Origin of the sequence: Gordonia sp. Swx-4, from assembly GCF_030316175.1 — a bacterium.
Lineage (GTDB): Bacteria > Actinomycetota > Actinomycetes > Mycobacteriales > Mycobacteriaceae > Gordonia > Gordonia alkanivorans.
Genome location: NZ_CP128197.1, coordinates 2,436,455 through 2,453,350 on the forward strand (window position 1 = coordinate 2,436,455; position 16,896 = coordinate 2,453,350).

The window sequence follows — 16,896 nt, forward strand, 5'->3', positions numbered from 1 at the left end:
TTCACTGAACATCTGTACAAGCATCACGCTGGCGGTTACTGTTCCTGCTGTGTCCGGGGTCACATACCCGATCCCGGAGTCATCGACACCTCAGGAGTCACCATGGCCACTCTCGGAGGCGCCCTCGCGCTCAATGCCCGCCGGCACCCGGACAAGACCGCACTGATCTTCGGCGAGAGCACCTACTCGTACGAGCAGCTCGCGGCCCGGATCAATCAGTATGCGCACGCGTTGGCGTCGCTCGGAGTCGGCAAGGGCGACAGGGTGGCACTGCTGAGTCCGAACTCCGACGCGTACATCCTGGGCCTGTACGGAGCGTTCCGACTGGGGGCCGTCGCCGTGCCTCTCAACCCTCGCGTGCCGGCCCGCGAACTTCGCTACCTGCTCGAGGACTCCGGTGCGACGGTGCTGCTGTACTCCGAGGGGCTCGCGGTGGTGGTGGCCGGCCTCGACGAACTCGATCCGCTGCCGTCCGCGCCGCAAAGTCTGGTGCTGGACGAGCCCGCCGCGCAGGGCATCGCGCGGCTCGCAGACACCATGCCGACCACCGCGCCGGAAGTGGAGGTCATCGAGGACGACGACTGCATTATCCTCTACACCTCGGGCACGACCGGGCGTCCCAAGGGAGCGTTGTTCGACCATCACCGCATGCTGTGGGTGGGGAACTCGGTTTCCGCACTCGGTATGAATATCTTCGACCGGAATCTGCACGTCGCGCCGATGTACCACTGCGCGGAGCTGGTCCTGTTCGTTATGTCAGGGTTCAGCCTGGGCACCACTCACGTGGTGCTGCCAGCGTTCGAGCCCAAGGCGGTCCTGGATGCGCTGGAGAAGCACCGCATCACCGTGTTCCTGGGCGTGCCCACCATGTACCAGATACTGCTGCAGCACCCCGAGCTCGGCACGCGCGATCTGTCCGCGTGGCGGCTGGGCTTCTTCGGCGCCGCACCAATGCCGCCGAGCGCGGCGACCAGCTTGCTCGCCACCCTGCCGCACGTGCAGTTCTTCCAGCTGTGCGGCCAAACCGAAGGCGGCCCGACCGGCATCTTCCTCACTCCGGACGAAGTACGCGCCCGCCCAGATGCCACCGGACGGGCGTCCATCACTAACGCCGAGACGCGGATCGTCGACGACGAGGGCAACGACACCGCGGTCGGCGAGCCCGGGGAGATCATTTACCGAGGCGAGACCATCATGAAGGGCTACTGGAACAAGCCCGAGGCCACCGCCGATGCGCTCCGCGACGGCTGGCTGCACAGCGGCGACGTGGCGGTCCGGGACGCCGACGGGTTTATCACGATCGTTGATCGGATGAAGGACATGATCATCACGGGCGGGCGCAACGTGTACTCGGTGGAGGTCGAACAGGCCCTCGCCGGCCACCCGGACGTGGCCGATGTGGCGGTCGTCGGGCGGCCGGACGAGATGCTCGGGGAGAGCCTCATCGCCGTCGTCACCCCGGTCGAGGGCCGCGAGGTCACCTTGGAGTCGCTCCGCGAGTACGGATCCCAGTTCATTGCGGGTTACAAGCTTCCGCGCGAGCTCATCACCCGGCCCATTCCCCGTAACCCCTCGGGGAAGATTCTCAAGCACGTGCTGCGTGATGCAATCACGGAAGGCACAGTCGCCACCAGCTAACAATCGGATAGCTCGTTAGGCTCCTCTACCAAGCCACCTGCCATTTGGCCCGCTCTGGGAGAGGTCGAGTTCGCGGGATACTCGGCATCGCCTACTTTACATAACGTAAATTATCGGCACTTTAAAACCAGCTGGGGGACAGGCACTTTTGCTAGAAAGTGACATAACTTGGACTGAGGTCGGGCACGAACTGGGGCTGTTCCACACCTGCTCCAACGACCTGATGGCAGATAATGACGGGGCCCGCGGAACGTCCTACACACCCACCGGCCTCACCCGCGGCCTGTACCGCAACAAGTGGGGACTCTGATGACCCACCACCGAGCAACACGACCGGCGGCCCTCACGCTCGGCATCGCCGGCATCTTCGCCGCTGCCACCCTGACCGCGTGCGGCGAACAAACCGTCGATGAGGGCATCCCACCCCTCGAATCGGCCACGGCCACCTCAACCGCCCATGCGGACTCATTCACTGACACCTCTGACTTACGTAATCTGGTGGCGATCTCCACACACGTCTTCACCGGCCGTGTCGAATCAGCTGCTGGCACCAAGGCACTCGGGCCGCTCCCCGAAACTCAGTACAGCGTGCTCACCAAAACAGCGATCAAGGGCGAAGTCCCCGAGAGCGTAGTAGTCAACCAGCAAGGCGGAGCAAGGACGGTGTCTACATTTCCGTCGACGGCGACACACCCCTCAAGGTCGGCCAGTGGTACCTGTTCGCCACCCGCTACCTCGAGTCCGAGAAGTGGTACACCCTCATCCCTGTCGACGGCCGCAAACCGGTGACCGAACAACAAGCCCGCGACAGAGCCTCAGCGCCCCTAGCCGCGGCTGAGGCCGCGTTGCGAGCCAACCCCCAAAACCGGCTCGCACCACCGGACCCACCGAGCCCGTCGATGACCTTCCCGATACCCCAACCCGGCGACCGCAACCCACCTCCACCCTCACCGGCGCCGCCCGGCTGAATCATTAAGTAGCCAGTGGTGGCATATGGAAATCGTTGGGGGAGATAGCTTGCCAGGCTCGATCGAGTTGATGACATAAGGCTGTCGGTCACGAACCGAGGTGTTCCGATGGTTCGAGATTACTCGGGGACGTCATCCTTCGCTGAGCCGGATGCGCGCGAGCACCCCGTGATGGTCGGAGCCCGGCAGATCGATCCGCCGGAACGATGTCGGTGTCGGGCCATTGCGTGTCAGCACCCGGTCGAGCGCAAGCAGCGACGGGTAGGGCCGGCCGGCAGGATAGGTCGCGACGACGCCCGATCCGAGATGCTCGGCGGCGTCGGTCAGTTGGGGCGAATTCGAGGGTCCAGACAGTAGCTGCCGGAAGGAGCGGTGGTCGTAGGTCGAGTTCGCATCGGCGCCGATGATCAGTGGATCTGTGTCGGCGAAGAGGATCGAGCGCAACTCGCGGAGCTCGGCATCCCAGCGCCACGACGGTTCGGGATACGGCGGCAACGGGTGCAGTGCATAGATCGAGATGGGCGAGCGGTTCGGAAGCAGCAGTCGCGCGCGAAGGTTCGACAGTTCGAATCCCCGCAGGAGTTGCCCGTCGGTCAGCGGGGCCCGCGCATAGATGCCAGCTCCACCTCCACCGTCTCGGGGACGGAGAAACGCGAACGGCAAGGCTTGGCGCAACCCGGCGCGCTCGAGGGCTCCCACCGCCTCAGGCGTCAGCTCGACTATCGTGAGGACGTCAACGCCTGAGTCGCGCACCCGCGACACTAGCGCGTCCGGATCAGCTTGCCCGAGATAGATATTGGCCTGCATCACGGTAAGGTCCGAGTCCGAGACCTGTTCGTCGACCCCCCGATACAGTGGGGCCTGCGCCGTCACGCCTACGGCGATGACGAGCACAGCTCCCGCCGCGGAAAGCCAGGCGCGCGCGGCGAGCAGCAGCATCAGACCGAGGACACCGACGATGATCAGCACCGGCGTGAACGCCGCTACCCGGGAAGCGAAATTGCTGACCAGGCCAGAATAGTGGGCAGCAACACCGGCAGCAGCGGCGAGGACCGCACCCCACCCGAGTGCTCGTAGCAGTCCACGCATGCGGCCGATCATGCCACGATCACCGTCACGCTCTCTGGCGGGTGATCGTCGAGTGGAGGCTGTCGGCGACAGGGGCTGTCAGCCAAGCCACCAGTCGGTTCGATCTATGGTGAATCGCCCCGGGTTTGCTGGAGGCTCGGTTAGTTGGTTCCAGCGGTTGCAGGGACCGGGTTCTCACGGTAGCTGGTGACCATGTGGGTCGACCAGTAGGCGGCCTCGTACTCGACGGGTGGGACGTGTCCGATCTCGCCGTGCAGACGGCGGTGATTGAACCAATCGATGTACTCGGCGACGGCGATCTCGACCTCGCCGACACCGCCCCAGCCGCCTCGAGGGCGCATGACTGGGTTGCGGATGCATTCGGCTTTGAACAGCGAGTTGAACGCCTCGGCCATCGCATTGTCGTACGAATCGCCCTTGGAGCCAACCGAAGTCACCGCATCGGCCTCGGCGAGACGTTCGGTGTAACGGATGGCTCGATACTGCACTCCGCGGTCGGAGTGGTGAATCAGCCCGGCCACGTCCTGGCCGGCACGCGACCGCGCCCACAACCCCATATTCAAGGCGTCGAGCGCGAGGTCGGTGTGCATGGTGGTCGAGACCTGCCAGCCCACGATCATCCTCGAGAAGACATCGAGGATGAACGCGGCATACACCCACCCCGAGTGAGTGCGGATGTAGGTCAGGTCGGCCACCCACAGCGCGTTGGGCGCCGCCGCGGTGAACTGCCGTTCCACACGATCTGCCGGCCGCGGAGTTTCGGCCCCCTCGCTACGCGTGGTCTTCCGCGTCTTCAATCGCGTTATCCCCTGCAGCCCATCAGCTTTCATCAACCGTTCGACGGTGCATCGGGCCACGCCGAGACCCTTCCTGCGTAGTTCGGCATGAACTTTGCGGGCACCGTAAACACCGAGATTGTCGGCATGCACTGTGCGGATCTCGCCGAGGATCTCGCGGTCACGGACCACCCGAGGCGCTTCGACTCGTCGAGAACTCAAATGAGCTCGCACCGTGGACGGAGCGATCTGGGCGGCCGTATCTCTCAGGGCCGCGCAGATCGGATCGACTCCGTGTTCGTCGCGGAAAGCGGCGACGAACTCCACGATCAGCGCTGTGGGCGGTCGATCTCCGCGATGCTTCTATGTCAAGCCGCCACCGCGAACGGTCCTTTTGCGGTATTCCCGAGTTCGGATTCATCGGCACGCAGGACCTGGAACACGCGATCGGAGATACGGCGACGAAGCAGTCGTAGCGCCTCGCGTCGGGTCTTGCCCGCAGCCTGCAGTTTGGCCACATAGGCTTTGCCGAGGCCGCCGCGTGCGACCTGTGTGATGGCGATGGCGTGCAAGGCGGCGTTGACTGTACGGTTGCCACCGCGATTGAGACGCACCCGCTCCTGCGCCGACCACACCGGGATCGGGGCCGTACCGTTGAACTTTGCGTAGGCGTCTTTGGAGTGGAAGCGGTGCGCTCCGGCAGTCTCACCGATGATGACCGCCGCGGAAAGAACCCCACAGCCTGGAATTGCGAGCAACGACGGAGCCAGAACCCGGACGCGGTCGCGGATCTGGCGTTCGAGGTCGTTGATCTGGCGGGTCATCTGCCGGCATCGGCTGAGGAGTTCTCCAGCGATCTGGGCAACCACGCCGGTGAAATGCGTAAGCCGGTCGGCGAGCTCGTCCATCACACGGTAATGCCGGATCCCTCGGAGAGGGACGTGAAGTTCGGGGTCGAGCTCGTGCAGGTGCCAGCGTAGCCTGCTGATGAGTTTTGTTCTCTCGCAAACCAAATCGTGCCGGTGATCGCTGAGCAGTTTGACTTCCCGGGCGGGGCCGTCCAAACGTGCGATCGGCAGGTTCGGCTCGCGCAGTGCAGCCATCGCGACGGCGTGTGCGTCGATCGGATCGGACTTGCCCGGCTCGCGGGCGCTGCGTCGGTGTAAAGCCATTAGTTGGGTCTTGACCCGGACCACAGCATGCCCGCGATTGAGCAGATCGGCCTCCAATCGGCGGGTGACGTGGCGGCAGTCTTCGAGCGCGAACTGGAGCTGAGGCCATTGTGTGGCCCACTCGATGGCGGACAAGTGCCCGTCGGTAGTGGCCTTTGCGGTCAGCTCTGCGAGCTTGCGTCCGACCTCGTCGACTGCGACAAAGGTATGAGTGGACTTGTGGGCGTCGACTCCGATAACGATCAACTGAGGACTCCGATCGATGGGGTGAACGAGGTACCGGCAGTCGTCGTTGGGCACGCCTCAATCGGGCACCAGCGGCACGCTTCTATCAAGCCACGCGGACGACCGTCCGGGACCCGGCAGGACCGCACATCGGGATAAGCCACCAACAGAAGCTGGGGCAGCAAAGAAACGAGCGAATCCCGCCGGGCCTACTCAGGATGGCATTGAGGCGAAGAAAGCCGATGCCTGCTTCAAGATCGTGTTCGCCCGCCGCAACTCACGGTTCTCCCGCTCCAACTCCGCGATCCGGCCCGCCTCGGCCGAGGTGACACCCGGCACGACACCGCCGTCGATCTCGGCCTGCTTCACCCACGTCCGCAACGCCTCGGGATGCACCCCGAGCTGGTCCGCAATCCGCTTAATCGCACCGACCTTCGATACCCGATCCCGCCGAGCCTCCACCGCCAACCGAGTCGCCCGCTCCCTCAACTCCAACGGGTACTTACGCTGTGCTGCCATCTTCCTCTGTTCCTCCAGGTTTCGATGTCTCCATCAAACCCGGGGCGGGACAAACTCATTGCGACGTTGGACCATGGATTGGGTGAACCCGATGCGTCCAGACTCGAGGAAGCACTCACGATCAAGGAGGCGGCCATGGCCACGATCACCTATGTCACCCATGACGGAGACAACTATCCCGCCACGCTGACGCCTGGCAAGTCATTGATGCAAACCGCAGTGGACGAGGCGGTTCCGGGAATCGACGGGGACTGCGGCGGTGAGGCGGCCTGCGGGACCTGCCATGTCATCGTCGACGCGGCGTGGATTGACACCGTCGGCCTTTGCACCGAGGTCGAGGAGGAGATGCTCAGTATGCACCCGGAACGCGAAGCGAATTCCCGACTGTCGTGCCAGATGGTGGCGTCCGACGAATGGGACGGCCTGGCGGTCCGCCTCCCCGAATTTCAACTCTGACCCCGGACAGCCCACAGGAGCATCGCATGAACATCGCAGCCACGGTCACACAGAAGGCGCAGTCCCTCATTCCGATCGATCTGCAGATCCGCGGTGCGCATCTGTACGACAAGACGCGGCGAGTGGTCACGCGTACCGATGGGCAGACGATGTTCACTGAGACACCGATCCCCCCCGTCGACGAGGTCGATCTTCTCGACATCGATCTGAGCAACCCGTTCCTCTACCGCCAGGGCAAATGGCGCTCGTACTTTGAGCGCGTCCGCAATGAGGCGCCCGTGCACTACCAGGCGCACAGTCCCTTCGGTCCGTTCTGGTCAATCACCCGCCACGCCGACATCATCGCTGTCGATAAGAACCATAAGGCGTTCTCCGCCGAGCCATTTATCATCATCGGTAGGCCGCCGCGATTCATGGACATCGCAATGTTCATCGCGATGGATCCCCCCCGGCACGATCAGCAGCGAGCCGCCGTCCAAGGAGTCGTCGCCCCAAAGAACTTGCGCGAGATGGAGGGGCTCATCCGCTCCCGCGTCAAGGACGTTCTCGACGGTCTGCCGAGCAACGAACCGTTCGACTGGGTCAAGAACGTGTCGATCGAACTGACCGCACGCATGCTCGCCACCCTGCTCGATTTCCCCTACGAGCAACGTCACAGGTTGGTCGAGTGGTCCGACCTCGTCACCTCGATGGAGCAGGCCAACGGCGGACCCTCAGACAACGACGAGGTGTTTCGCGAAATGGTGGCCATGGCGCAGGGTCTCAGCGCCCTGTGGCGGGACAAAGCCGCACGGACCGCGGCCGGAGAGGAGCCCGGCTTCGATTTGATCACCATGCTGCAGAGCAACGACGACACCAAGAATCTCCTCGACGATCGCCCGATGGAATTCCTTGGAAATCTGGTGCTACTGATCGTCGGGGGCAACGACACCACCCGGAACTCCATGAGCGGCGGAGTCCTGGCGCTCAACGAGTTCCCCGACCAGTTCGCGAAGCTCAAGGCCAATCACGACCTCGTCCCCAACGCGGTGTCGGAGATTATCCGGTGGCAGACGCCCTTGGCATATATGCGGCGCATCGCCAAGACCGACGTGATGATCAACGGTCAGTTCATCCGCAAGGGCGACAAAGTCGTGATGTGGTACGCGTCTGGAAATCGCGACGAGCGCGTGTTCGAACGCCCCGACGAGCTCATCGTCGACCGCTCCAACGCCCGTAACCACATCGCTTTCGGATTCGGCGTGCACCGATGCATGGGCAACCGGCTCGCCGAGCTCCAGCTTCGCATCCTCTGGGAGGAACTCCTGCAGCGTTTCGACAACATCGAAGTGGTGGGCACCCCCGAGTACGTCCAGTCGAATTTTGTTCGCGGTATCAGCAAGATGATGGTGCGCCTGACACCCAAGGAGGATTCGTGACAGCAAATCGCGCGGTCATCGTCGGCGCCAGCCACGCGGGCGCTCAGCTCGCGGGCAATCTCCGCAAGGAGAAGTGGGATGGCGACATCCTGCTCATCGACGATGAAGGCAGGTTGCCCTACCAGCGCCCGCCCTTGTCGAAGGCGTACCTGGCTGGTACCTCGGAACTCGATGATTTCGCGATCCGCGGACGGCAGTTCTACGAGCAACAGAGCATCGAGCTCGACGCCGAGACTGTGATAGCGATCGACCGCGATGCACGCTCCGTCACCATGGGCAGCGGGAACGTAGTCACCTACTCCCGGCTGGCCATCTGCACGGGCGCGCGTGCCCGCCAACTGCCGGTGCCCGGCGCTGAACTCGCAGGCGTCCATTCTCTGCGCACTGCGTCCGACGTTGAGGCCATCCGTGCTGCGGCCGTACAGGGCCGGAGAGTCGTCATCGTCGGGGGTGGCTACATCGGTCTGGAAACGGCCGCTTCACTACGTGCTCTGGGAGTGGAGGTGACTGTTCTTGAAGCCGCAGCACGCGTCCTCGAACGGGTTACGGCACCAGTGGTGTCGGCGTTCTTCGATCGGATCCGGCTGATCGTGTGGTCTATCGGCCCGGCGGGTGCTCGCAGTGGGACCTGTGGTTCCCCGATTATCGAATCCCATTGGGCCATGGCCAGTTCGGCATTCTTCCGGTCCTGGTGATGACGTTGGCGTTCTCCCGGTACCGGTCGGCAGTGATGATCGGGGGTGTCAGATGGTCTGTGTAAGTCCAGTGCTCATCAGTGAGAGGAAGATCTATGAGCATGGCGTTAGACGACAAGCAGCAGGGCCACGACGACGAGCAGTTGCCTGAACTGGCCGAGCCGCGCTCGACCGCGGAAGTCGCCGAGGCATTACAGGCCTCGGGCATGGTCGATGAGCTGCTCGCCCAGATCGATACCGGCCAGGTCCAGATCACCGGCGAAGGCGGGTTGATCCCAGGTCTGATCAAACTGGCCCTCGAACGCGGTCTGAAGGCCGAGCTGACCGATCACCTCGGCTATGCCAAGGGCGATCCGGCCGGGCGGGAGTTGCCCAACGCCCGTAACGGGTCGAGCCCGAAAACGGTGGCCTCGGAGGCCGGGCCGGTCGAGCTGAACATTCCTCGTGACCGTGACGGCACGTTCACCCCGCGGCTGGTCCCGAAGGGCTCGCGCCGCCTCGGCGGCCTCGACGACATCATCATCTCGCTCTACGCCGGCGGCATGACGTTGCGCGACATCCAACACCATTTGGCCTCCACGATCGGCACCGATCTCTCGCACGAGACGATCTCGAAGATCTGCGACGAGGTCCTCGACGCGGTCGATGAATGGCAGAACCGGCCGCTGGAGCCGTTGTATCCCGTCATCTACCTTGACGCCCTGGTGGTGAAGGTCAAAGACGGCGCCCATGTCCGAAACAAGCACGCCCACATTGCTATTGGCGTCGATATGGCCGGCGTCAAGCATGTGCTGGGAATCTGGATACAGGCCGAAGAAGGCGCCAAGTTCTGGGCCGGGGTGTGTGCGAATCTGGCCAACCGCGGCGTCAAGGACGTGCTGATCGTGTGCTGTGACGGGCTCACCGGATTCCCCGAAGCGATCGAGGCGACCTGGCCGCTGGCCACCGTGCAAACCTGTGTGGTGCATCTGATCCGCAACTCGATGCGGTTCGTGAACTACAAAGACCGCAAAGACGTCGCTCGGGCGATTAAACCGATCTACACCGCCCCCGACGCCGAGACCGCACCGGCGATCAAGCAACCGGTGACCTGGCCGGTGCGGCCCATCGAGCGGCCACGAGGTGGACGGCAATCGCACGTGCAGCGGTGCAGAAGGACTCGACCGCACCCGATCGGCTCCGTTGCGTGATCGGTCTTGCTGCGGCTTTGCCTGAGTTCGAGGCGGATCTTGCGATGTCACTGGAACGTGCCGCCAAGTCCTTGACACTGAGCAGGTGAGCAGTCGACAGCTCACGCGGTGACTCACCGATCTAGATCGTCCTGATCGATCCACCATCGCGTCGCTGAGAAACCGGCACCCAAGATGGGCATCACAGTCGGAGACACGAGGGGATTCATCCGCGCCGGCTTTGCAGACCGCCTGTCCATGGCCATGAGAAAGTCCCCACTGGTGGCCAGGTCGAGGTCCCCGCTGGTGGCCAGATAAAAGTCCCCACCCTGTGTTCGTCGTGTCGACCCGGAACTGAGGGCCCAGGCGATGACGGTGAAGGTGCCAACCGATCACTGTCACCGCCTGGGAGTTCCATTGAAGTCTGCGAAGGACCGTATGGACATCATTTCTGCTTACCGAGAACTCGGAAGCTATCGCGCCGCCGCCGAGGTGTGCGGCACCACCCACAAGACCGTCAAGCGTGTGGTCGACCGGTTCGAGGCCGACGATCAACCACCAGATCGCATGGTACGGGCCCGCAACTACGACACCGTTGCCGAGCTGGTCGCTGAGCGAGTCGAGCGGTCGCGCGGCCGGATCACCGCGAAACGTCTGCTATCAGTAGCGCGAGCGGCGGGTTATGCAGGCTCGGCCCGCAACTTCCGTCGTCTCGTCGCTCAGGAGAAAACACAGTGGCGCCGTGACCATCATCGTGGGCGTCGCCCGGCAGTGTGGGCTCCGGGTGACTACCTGGTCATCGATTGGGCCGTGATCGGCGGGCTACACATGTTCTGCGCGGTGTTGGCGTTCTCACGCTGGCGGTTCGTTCGGTTCGCCACCAACGAAACATCCACCACCACACTCGGATTCATCGCCGAGGCGTTGGAAGAGATCGGTGGAGTACCCAACAAGGTACTCGCTGATCGGATGGGCTGCCTCAAAGGTGGGGTCGTCGCCAACGTCGTCGTACCGACCCCCACGTATGTGCGGTTTGCCACCCACTACGGGTTCGCCCCGGACTTCTGTCACGGCGCCGATCCGGAATCGAAAGGGATCGTGGAAAACCTGTGCGGGTACGCGCAGTCGGATCTGGCGCAACCGTTGTGGACCGAAGCCAAGATCGCCGCAGGTCGTGACGACGTGCAGCTGGATGTGCACGCAGCGAACCGGGCCGCGCGGGACTGGTGTGTCGAGGTCAACACCCGCCGCCACAGCGACACACTGTGCGTGCCTGCTGAGCAACTCGATGTGGAACGAGAAGTGCTGTCGAAGTTGCCATCTCTGCGGGCCCAAGTCGGTCCACCGCCGGTCACCCGTAAGGTCGATCGCCTCTCGTGTATCCGGTACGCCTCGGCCCGCTACTCGGTACCCAACCGGCTCATCGGCACCACCGTGACCCTCATCCAGGACGGTGAGCGGCTCCTGATCGCCGAACCCGCCTCCGGTGAGATGGTTGCCGAACATCTGCTGGCCGCACCCGGAGAGGTCGTCCTCAACGACGACCACTACGGGGGGCCACGCACACCGCCCAGTCGTGCACCACGACCCAAAACTGCGGTGGAGAAACAGTTCTGCGCTCTCGGTGAGGTTGCTGAGCAGTTCCTGGTCGGTGCCGCGGCGATCGGCAACACCCGCCTGGGCGGTGAACTCGATGACATCCTCGGCCTGGTCACCTCCCACGGCCATCAACAGGTGCTCACCGCTCTGACCAGGGCGGTGGCGTTCCGACGGTTCAAGGCCGCCGATGTGCGTTCGATCCTCGATGCCGGAGCCGGCACCCCCAACCCGCGACCGGCCGGCACAGCACTGCTCGGGCATCTGCCTACCGCGCCCACCCGCTCGCTGGATGCCTACAAGCTCGGCGCCGGCGACAAGGAGGTGTCATGACCACCACAACATCGACATCAGTTGCACCCCAAACAGTGCCGCCACTACCGGCCGACCTCGACCACGCGCTACGCCGATTGAAACTGGCCTCGATCCGCCGCACCGCACCCGAGGTGCTGCTCACCGCGAAAACTCAGCGGTGGACACCCGAAGAAGTACTGCGGACCCTGGTCGAAGCCGAGATCGCCGCTCGTGATGCCTCCAACATCCGCAACCGACTCAAAGCTGCCGGGTTCCCGCTCACCAAAACCCTGGAATCGTTCGACGTGGCCGCATCGTCCATCCCGGCCAACACCTTCGAATACCTGTCCTCGCTGGAATGGGTTCGGGCCCAACACAACCTGGCCTTGATCGGCCCAGCCGGGACTGGCAAGAGTCACACCCTGATCGGGCTGGGGATCGCCGCAGTGCACGCCGGACACAAAGTGCGGTACTTCACCGCCGCCGACCTCGTGGAGACCCTGTATCGCGGGCTGGCCGACAACACCGTCGGCAAAACCATCGACACCCTGCTGCGCCAAGATCTGCTCATCCTCGACGAGATCGGATTCGCCCCGCTCGACGACACCGGCACCCAACTGCTATTCAGGCTCGTCGCCGGCGCCTACGAACGCCGCTCTCTCGCGATCGCCAGTCACTGGCCCTTCGAACAATGGGGACGCTTCCTGCCCGAACACACCACCGCCGCCAGCATCCTCGACCGACTCCTACACCACGCCACCATCGTCATCACCGACGGCGACTCCTACCGCATGACACACCGAACGGAGGTACCACCCACCTAAAACATCCCGCACAGGGTGGGGACTTTTACCTGGCCACCAGCGGGGACATCAAACTGGCCGTTGACACCGCCAGCGAATTCGTTCGAACGATGCCCACTCGCGTCTGACCGGATGCACGACTGCGGTTCATTCCCGCTCCCGCCTGTCATGACAGCATCTCTGCCCCCGGCTGGTGCATTAATCTTGTTTGGATCGCGTAGTGCACGGTGTGGCCATCGCGGGGAGACAAATTGGCGGACGACACCAATCTTCGATGCTGTTGAAGGCCGACTTTCCACACACCGCAGTCAGGACTTGTGGGATACACATCGTTTTGAGTGAGCTGTCGTGCCACGTGCGTGACAACAGGCGGACCACTCGTGCGGGGTGATTAGACGGGGTCGACGCGAGTGGCGAATGCAGGGTCTCCGAAGGGCCTGTCTCTATGAAAGCGAACGCCCACCGTGGCCGCAGCGCCGTCAATAATCCCCCACGAGGTCTGGCACAGGTGCGCGGCAAACAAGTCCCTGCTCATTCCATTCTGCCGACCGTGATCGATCCACCACTGGGTCGCTGATAGACCAGCCCCTAGGATAGAGGCCACTGCTACGGCGACGAGGGACTCGTCGGCGCCGACCTCTCGGAGGCCACGAGCGAACTCGTCAGAAATAATCTCCATTGCCGATCTCAGCTGATCTGCGGCCCCTCCCTCGCCGGACTCAGAGTACTGGAACATGTGATTCGTCATGAGGAAACGGACGACCGCCGGATGGTCGTCGACCAAGGATACGTATGCAGAGATCGCTGAACGGAAAAGCTCGTCAACGGAGCTGTCTTCCTGTCCGGAGAGCAGAGTTGACTGCGCTGACTCCCACATCATCGAACCCAGACGTGCTGCCACGGCGGAATAGAGCCCAGCTCTGTCACCGAAATGGCGGTAGAGCTTAGGTTTCGACGCACCTGCCTCTTCCGCAAAATCGTCCATGCTCACAGCATCGCCGAACTTTTCGATCGCGCGTATAGCCGCGTCGACGAGTTCAGCCTTAACGACAGCGCGGTGGTCGTCCCAACGCGTGCTTCGTGCGTCGCGCACACGACGCTGCACTTTCACCGGGGCCGCGGAGATTCGACGGACTACAGACATGGCCTCCTAGGTTATCAGGATGGACGACTCGTCGCGCCGGTGAGCACGTGGCGCCCGCGTGGCCGAGGCATTGGTTGATGAGACGAGCTTCAGGCGGATCTGTCTAACCTGGCCACAGCTGAATTGAAGTCTTCAACGGCCTCTAGGTTGGACATGTGACCGACCTTGTCGAGAAGAGTGAATTCAAATAGAACGCCCTGCCGACCCAGTCGCGCTGCGAGATCCACCGAATGGGCCGCCGGGGTCAGTCTGTCGGCATCGCCCACGATGACCGCCGCCGGCACTGTCAGCGAGTCAACACCCCTGCTGACGTCGATTGTCGCCAAAACCGCACCCCACATCCCCCGCACCTGTGGTGGGCATCGCAACACGATGTCGGCGCACTCATCGATTACCTCGACAGTCGCGCCCGGGCCCAGGGTTCCGTAACGAATCAGGCGGCGAGACAAACGCGTGTCCTGCATCTCGGGTCCCGCGACCGCAAGACTAGCCGCGAAGGCCCGTTCAAGTCTCGGTCGTAGCTGGCGGGGAACTTTGAGTAACGTTGACCGATCCACCAACTGTGATGGCCCGGTGCTTGCCAGTACTACTCCGCGGGCCAGCTCCGACACCGAGGCTGGGTACTCAGCTGCCCAGCTCATGATGGACATACCTCCCATGCTGTGTCCGACCACGACAGCCTTGTCGGTGGGAGTGGCTACCGCCCGAACTACGGCCTCCAAGTCATCGGCCAGAAGTCTCGCCGAGAACGGTACCCGGCCCCGGTCGCTCCACCCGTGTCCGCGTTGGTCGTAGACCACTACCCTATGCGTCGCCGCGAACTGTTCGATCTGTGGCCGCCAGAAACGCCCCTGACAGGCCCAGCCGTGACTAAAGACTAGAAGTGGAGCATCCCGGCCCGGGCCGAATTCCTGGGCGAACAACCTGGTTCCGTCGGAGGAGAGGACCTCGAGGTGCCGCGATCCTCGCGACTCGCTCGCTATCTCAGAGGTCATCGAAGCTCACCGTGACTGCATCCGTCAGCGGAAGTGCCTGACACGCAAGCCGTTCACCGTCGGCAATGTCATCTTCAACGAGGATGTGGTTTTGTGCCATTTCTACATCACCCTCAACCAGCTTGCATACGCACGCGCTGCAGGCCCCTTCTCGGCAGGAGTACGGGGCATTGTGACCTTGGGCCAATAGCACGTCGAGCAACGGAGTGTTGCGCGGCCACTCAGTCGTGATGGACTGCCCATTCAGATAGACCGTGGCGGTCGCCACACCATCGTCGTCACTGAGCTGACGCATCGTGGCTGTCTCGAATGGATCTCCGGTCAGTGACTGAAAGACTTCTCGATGTACCGAGGCGTGCTCGACACCGCAGGCCTCCGCCGACTTCTGAACCAGATCCATGAACGGCGCCGGACCACAGGTGTAGATCTGTGCACCGCGGTGCTCACGTATGGCGGATTCGACATCCTCAGGTGCCGGAATCCCCATAGCCGACTCCAACCAGTGGAAGACCGTGAAACGCTCGGGGAACTCGGAGGCGATCTGCGCCAGTTGGCCCTCGTACATGATCGACTCGGCATCGCGATTCGCGTAGAACAGTGTGACTTCGCCCCCACCGACCACAAGGGCCGACTTAATCAGCGACAAGACCGGAGTGATCCCACTTCCTCCTGCAAAGAATAGAAAATCGACGTCGAGATTCTTAGCCGTGAAGTGCCCCGACGGCGGGAGGACGGTCAACTCCATTCCCGTCATCGCGTTGTCGCACAGCCAGTTCGATGCGTAACCGTTCTCCGTCCGCTTGATCCCGATCTCGAGACGGAAGTCCTCGACGTGAGGCGAGCTGCTCAACGAGTAGCATCGTGCGACATGACCGGTCCGATCAGACGGGATCTTCACGGTGATGAATTGCCCTGGGACATGCTTGAACTCCTCGACCATGGCATCGGGGATCTCGAACGAAATGGTGACGGAGTCTTTCGTTTCCTGGGTCACTTCTGAGACGCGCAAGGTGCGTGAGCGGGCTGCGGCAGCCGGACGTGCATCGGGTTCGACGGTCACTTGAGGATCCCCTGTCTACGTGCGACCGCGTAACCCGCCCGTGTCAGTGGCGCCGCGATGTCCTGGTAGCGGGGACCGACCACCCGTGCCACGAAGTCGAAACCGCGGGCGTCCGCACCGATCAACACTCGTGCCTTCTTCTTGTCCATACCTTTGAGGATTGTCGCCGCTGCTTTATCCGGGGTGCTTCGTGCGATCCTGTCGAACAACGAGGCGACAGTCGCGGTGTCTGCCCCCATGGCGGAGAGGCCTCGGGCATTGTTGACAATGTTGGTTTTTACACCCCCCGGGTGCACACACGTCACTGTGACCGGGTATCGACTGATTTTCATCTCCTGTCGGAGCGCCTCGGTAAAGCCTCTGACGCCGAATTTCGCGGCATTGTATGCGCTCTGGCTGGGGATTCCGATCAAGCCGAAGACGCTCGACGTGTTAATGAGATGTCCGTCCCCGGACGCGATCAGGTGAGGCAGAAACGCCTTCGACCCGTTAACGACTCCGCCAAAGTTGATGCCCATGAGCCAGTCGAAGTCTTCCCAGGTCATGTCGACCACGTCGACGCCCAAGGCCACGCCGGCGTTGTTGAACACCATGTCGACGTGGCCCGACTCTGACCGCACTCCGTCGGCATAGTCCTGAAACGCACTGCGGTCCGCAACGTCTAGTACGGCGGCGGTTACCGTCGCCCCGTACCTGGTGCGGCAAAGTTCTGCAGTCTCCTTCAAGTGCATCTCATCAATGTCGGACAGTGCCAGTGCGGCACCTCGCTCCGCCAACTGGAGTGCCAGAGACCGACCGATCCCTGACGCGGCACCGGTGATCACTGCCACCTTGCCTGTGTAATCATGCCGGTCAGAATTGCTCACTGTCGTCTCACCA

12 protein-coding genes and 4 pseudogenes are annotated in these 16,896 nt (G+C 62.9%); 8 read left to right on the top strand and 8 right to left on the bottom strand.

The annotated features are described in order from the left end of the window. The first annotated feature begins 102 nt into the window (after positions 1–102). The gene (locus tag PWF70_RS11075; RefSeq protein ID WP_055476452.1) at positions 103–1,638 is read left to right on the top strand and encodes an acyl-CoA synthetase; all 1,536 of its coding nucleotides are present in this window, start codon (positions 103–105) and stop codon (positions 1,636–1,638) included. Positions 1,639–2,738: 1,100 nt separating this feature from the next. Here PWF70_RS11075 and PWF70_RS11080 read toward each other — a convergent pair. The 4 genes and pseudogenes from PWF70_RS11080 to PWF70_RS11095 all read right to left on the bottom strand — a co-directional run. Then, a complete protein-coding gene (locus tag PWF70_RS11080; protein ID WP_035755546.1) occupies positions 2,739–3,707 on the bottom strand; it encodes an endonuclease/exonuclease/phosphatase family protein in 969 nt (322 codons plus the stop codon). 128 nt (positions 3,708–3,835) lie between these two features. Further along, complete coding sequence (locus PWF70_RS11085; RefSeq protein WP_286352954.1) at positions 3,836–4,798, bottom strand: IS3 family transposase; 963 nt, start codon at positions 4,796–4,798, stop codon at positions 3,836–3,838. 41 nt (positions 4,799–4,839) lie between these two features. After that, positions 4,840–5,889: an IS110 family RNA-guided transposase gene (locus PWF70_RS11090; RefSeq protein WP_286352762.1), complete on the bottom strand. Its 1,050-nt coding sequence runs from the start codon at positions 5,887–5,889 to the stop codon at positions 4,840–4,842. 210 nt (positions 5,890–6,099) lie between these two features. Further along, a pseudogene (locus tag PWF70_RS11095) lies at positions 6,100–6,387 on the bottom strand (transposase); the annotation flags it as partial. Between the two features lie 135 nt (positions 6,388–6,522). On the opposite strand from PWF70_RS11095, the gene PWF70_RS11100 reads away from it, so the two are divergent. From PWF70_RS11100 to istB, 7 genes and pseudogenes are all read left to right on the top strand, one after another. Continuing rightward, positions 6,523–6,843 carry a 2Fe-2S iron-sulfur cluster-binding protein gene (locus PWF70_RS11100; RefSeq protein WP_127963145.1) on the top strand — a complete coding sequence of 107 codons (321 nt, stop codon included), beginning with the start codon at positions 6,523–6,525 and terminating at the stop codon, positions 6,841–6,843. Between the two features lie 26 nt (positions 6,844–6,869). Then, positions 6,870–8,261: a cytochrome P450 gene (locus PWF70_RS11105; protein ID WP_154884660.1), complete on the top strand. Its 1,392-nt coding sequence runs from the start codon at positions 6,870–6,872 to the stop codon at positions 8,259–8,261. After that, positions 8,258–8,842 (top strand): annotated as a pseudogene (locus PWF70_RS11110) (NAD(P)/FAD-dependent oxidoreductase); the annotation flags it as partial. The gene PWF70_RS11105 and the pseudogene PWF70_RS11110, both read left to right, overlap by 4 nt. After that, a pseudogene (locus PWF70_RS11115) lies at positions 8,839–8,997 on the top strand (IS21 family transposase); the annotation flags it as partial. The pseudogenes PWF70_RS11110 and PWF70_RS11115, both read left to right, overlap by 4 nt. A 54-nt stretch (positions 8,998–9,051) precedes the next feature. Next, a pseudogene (locus tag PWF70_RS11120) lies at positions 9,052–10,023 on the top strand (IS256 family transposase); the annotation flags it as partial. Between the two features lie 519 nt (positions 10,024–10,542). Next, entirely contained in the window at positions 10,543–12,054 is a 1,512-nt protein-coding gene (istA, locus tag PWF70_RS11125) for an IS21 family transposase (protein ID WP_127961568.1), read from the top strand. Continuing rightward, entirely contained in the window at positions 12,051–12,839 is a 789-nt protein-coding gene (gene istB, locus PWF70_RS11130; RefSeq protein WP_006902471.1) for an IS21-like element helper ATPase IstB, read from the top strand. Before istA ends, istB begins: the two co-directional genes overlap by 4 nt. A 370-nt stretch (positions 12,840–13,209) precedes the next feature. On the opposite strand, the gene PWF70_RS11135 is transcribed toward istB, so the two are convergent. The 4 genes from PWF70_RS11135 to PWF70_RS11150 all read right to left on the bottom strand — a co-directional run bounded on the left by PWF70_RS11135 (position 13,210) and on the right by PWF70_RS11150 (position 16,883). Then, a complete protein-coding gene (locus tag PWF70_RS11135) occupies positions 13,210–13,962 on the bottom strand; it encodes a TetR/AcrR family transcriptional regulator (RefSeq protein WP_042378677.1) in 753 nt (250 codons plus the stop codon). Between the two features lie 89 nt (positions 13,963–14,051). Beyond that, complete coding sequence (locus PWF70_RS11140) at positions 14,052–14,957, bottom strand: alpha/beta fold hydrolase (protein ID WP_010844919.1); 906 nt, start codon at positions 14,955–14,957, stop codon at positions 14,052–14,054. After that, entirely contained in the window at positions 14,947–16,017 is a 1,071-nt protein-coding gene (locus PWF70_RS11145) for a ferredoxin--NADP reductase (protein ID WP_286352956.1), read from the bottom strand. Before PWF70_RS11145 ends, PWF70_RS11140 begins: the two co-directional genes overlap by 11 nt. Then, positions 16,014–16,883, bottom strand: coding sequence for an SDR family NAD(P)-dependent oxidoreductase (locus PWF70_RS11150; protein WP_286352957.1), 870 nt, complete (start codon positions 16,881–16,883; stop codon positions 16,014–16,016). The genes PWF70_RS11145 and PWF70_RS11150 overlap by 4 nt, the downstream gene beginning before the upstream one ends. Positions 16,884–16,896: the final 13 nt, after the last annotated feature.

Excerpts from the sequence above, each read along its gene's own strand:
- PWF70_RS11100 (WP_127963145.1), top strand. The coding sequence starts at position 6,523 with ATGGCCACGATCACCTATGTCACCCATGACGGAGACAACTATCCCGCC.
- istB (WP_006902471.1), top strand. The coding sequence starts at position 12,051 with ATGACCACCACAACATCGACATCAGTTGCACCCCAAACAGTGCCGCCA.
- PWF70_RS11080 (WP_035755546.1), bottom strand. The coding sequence starts at position 3,707 with ATGATCGGCCGCATGCGTGGACTGCTACGAGCACTCGGGTGGGGTGCG.
- PWF70_RS11140 (WP_010844919.1), bottom strand. The coding sequence starts at position 14,957 with ATGACCTCTGAGATAGCGAGCGAGTCGCGAGGATCGCGGCACCTCGAG.
- PWF70_RS11075 (WP_055476452.1), top strand. The coding sequence starts at position 103 with ATGGCCACTCTCGGAGGCGCCCTCGCGCTCAATGCCCGCCGGCACCCG.
- PWF70_RS11105 (WP_154884660.1), top strand. The coding sequence starts at position 6,870 with ATGAACATCGCAGCCACGGTCACACAGAAGGCGCAGTCCCTCATTCCG.
- PWF70_RS11135 (WP_042378677.1), bottom strand. The coding sequence starts at position 13,962 with ATGTCTGTAGTCCGTCGAATCTCCGCGGCCCCGGTGAAAGTGCAGCGT.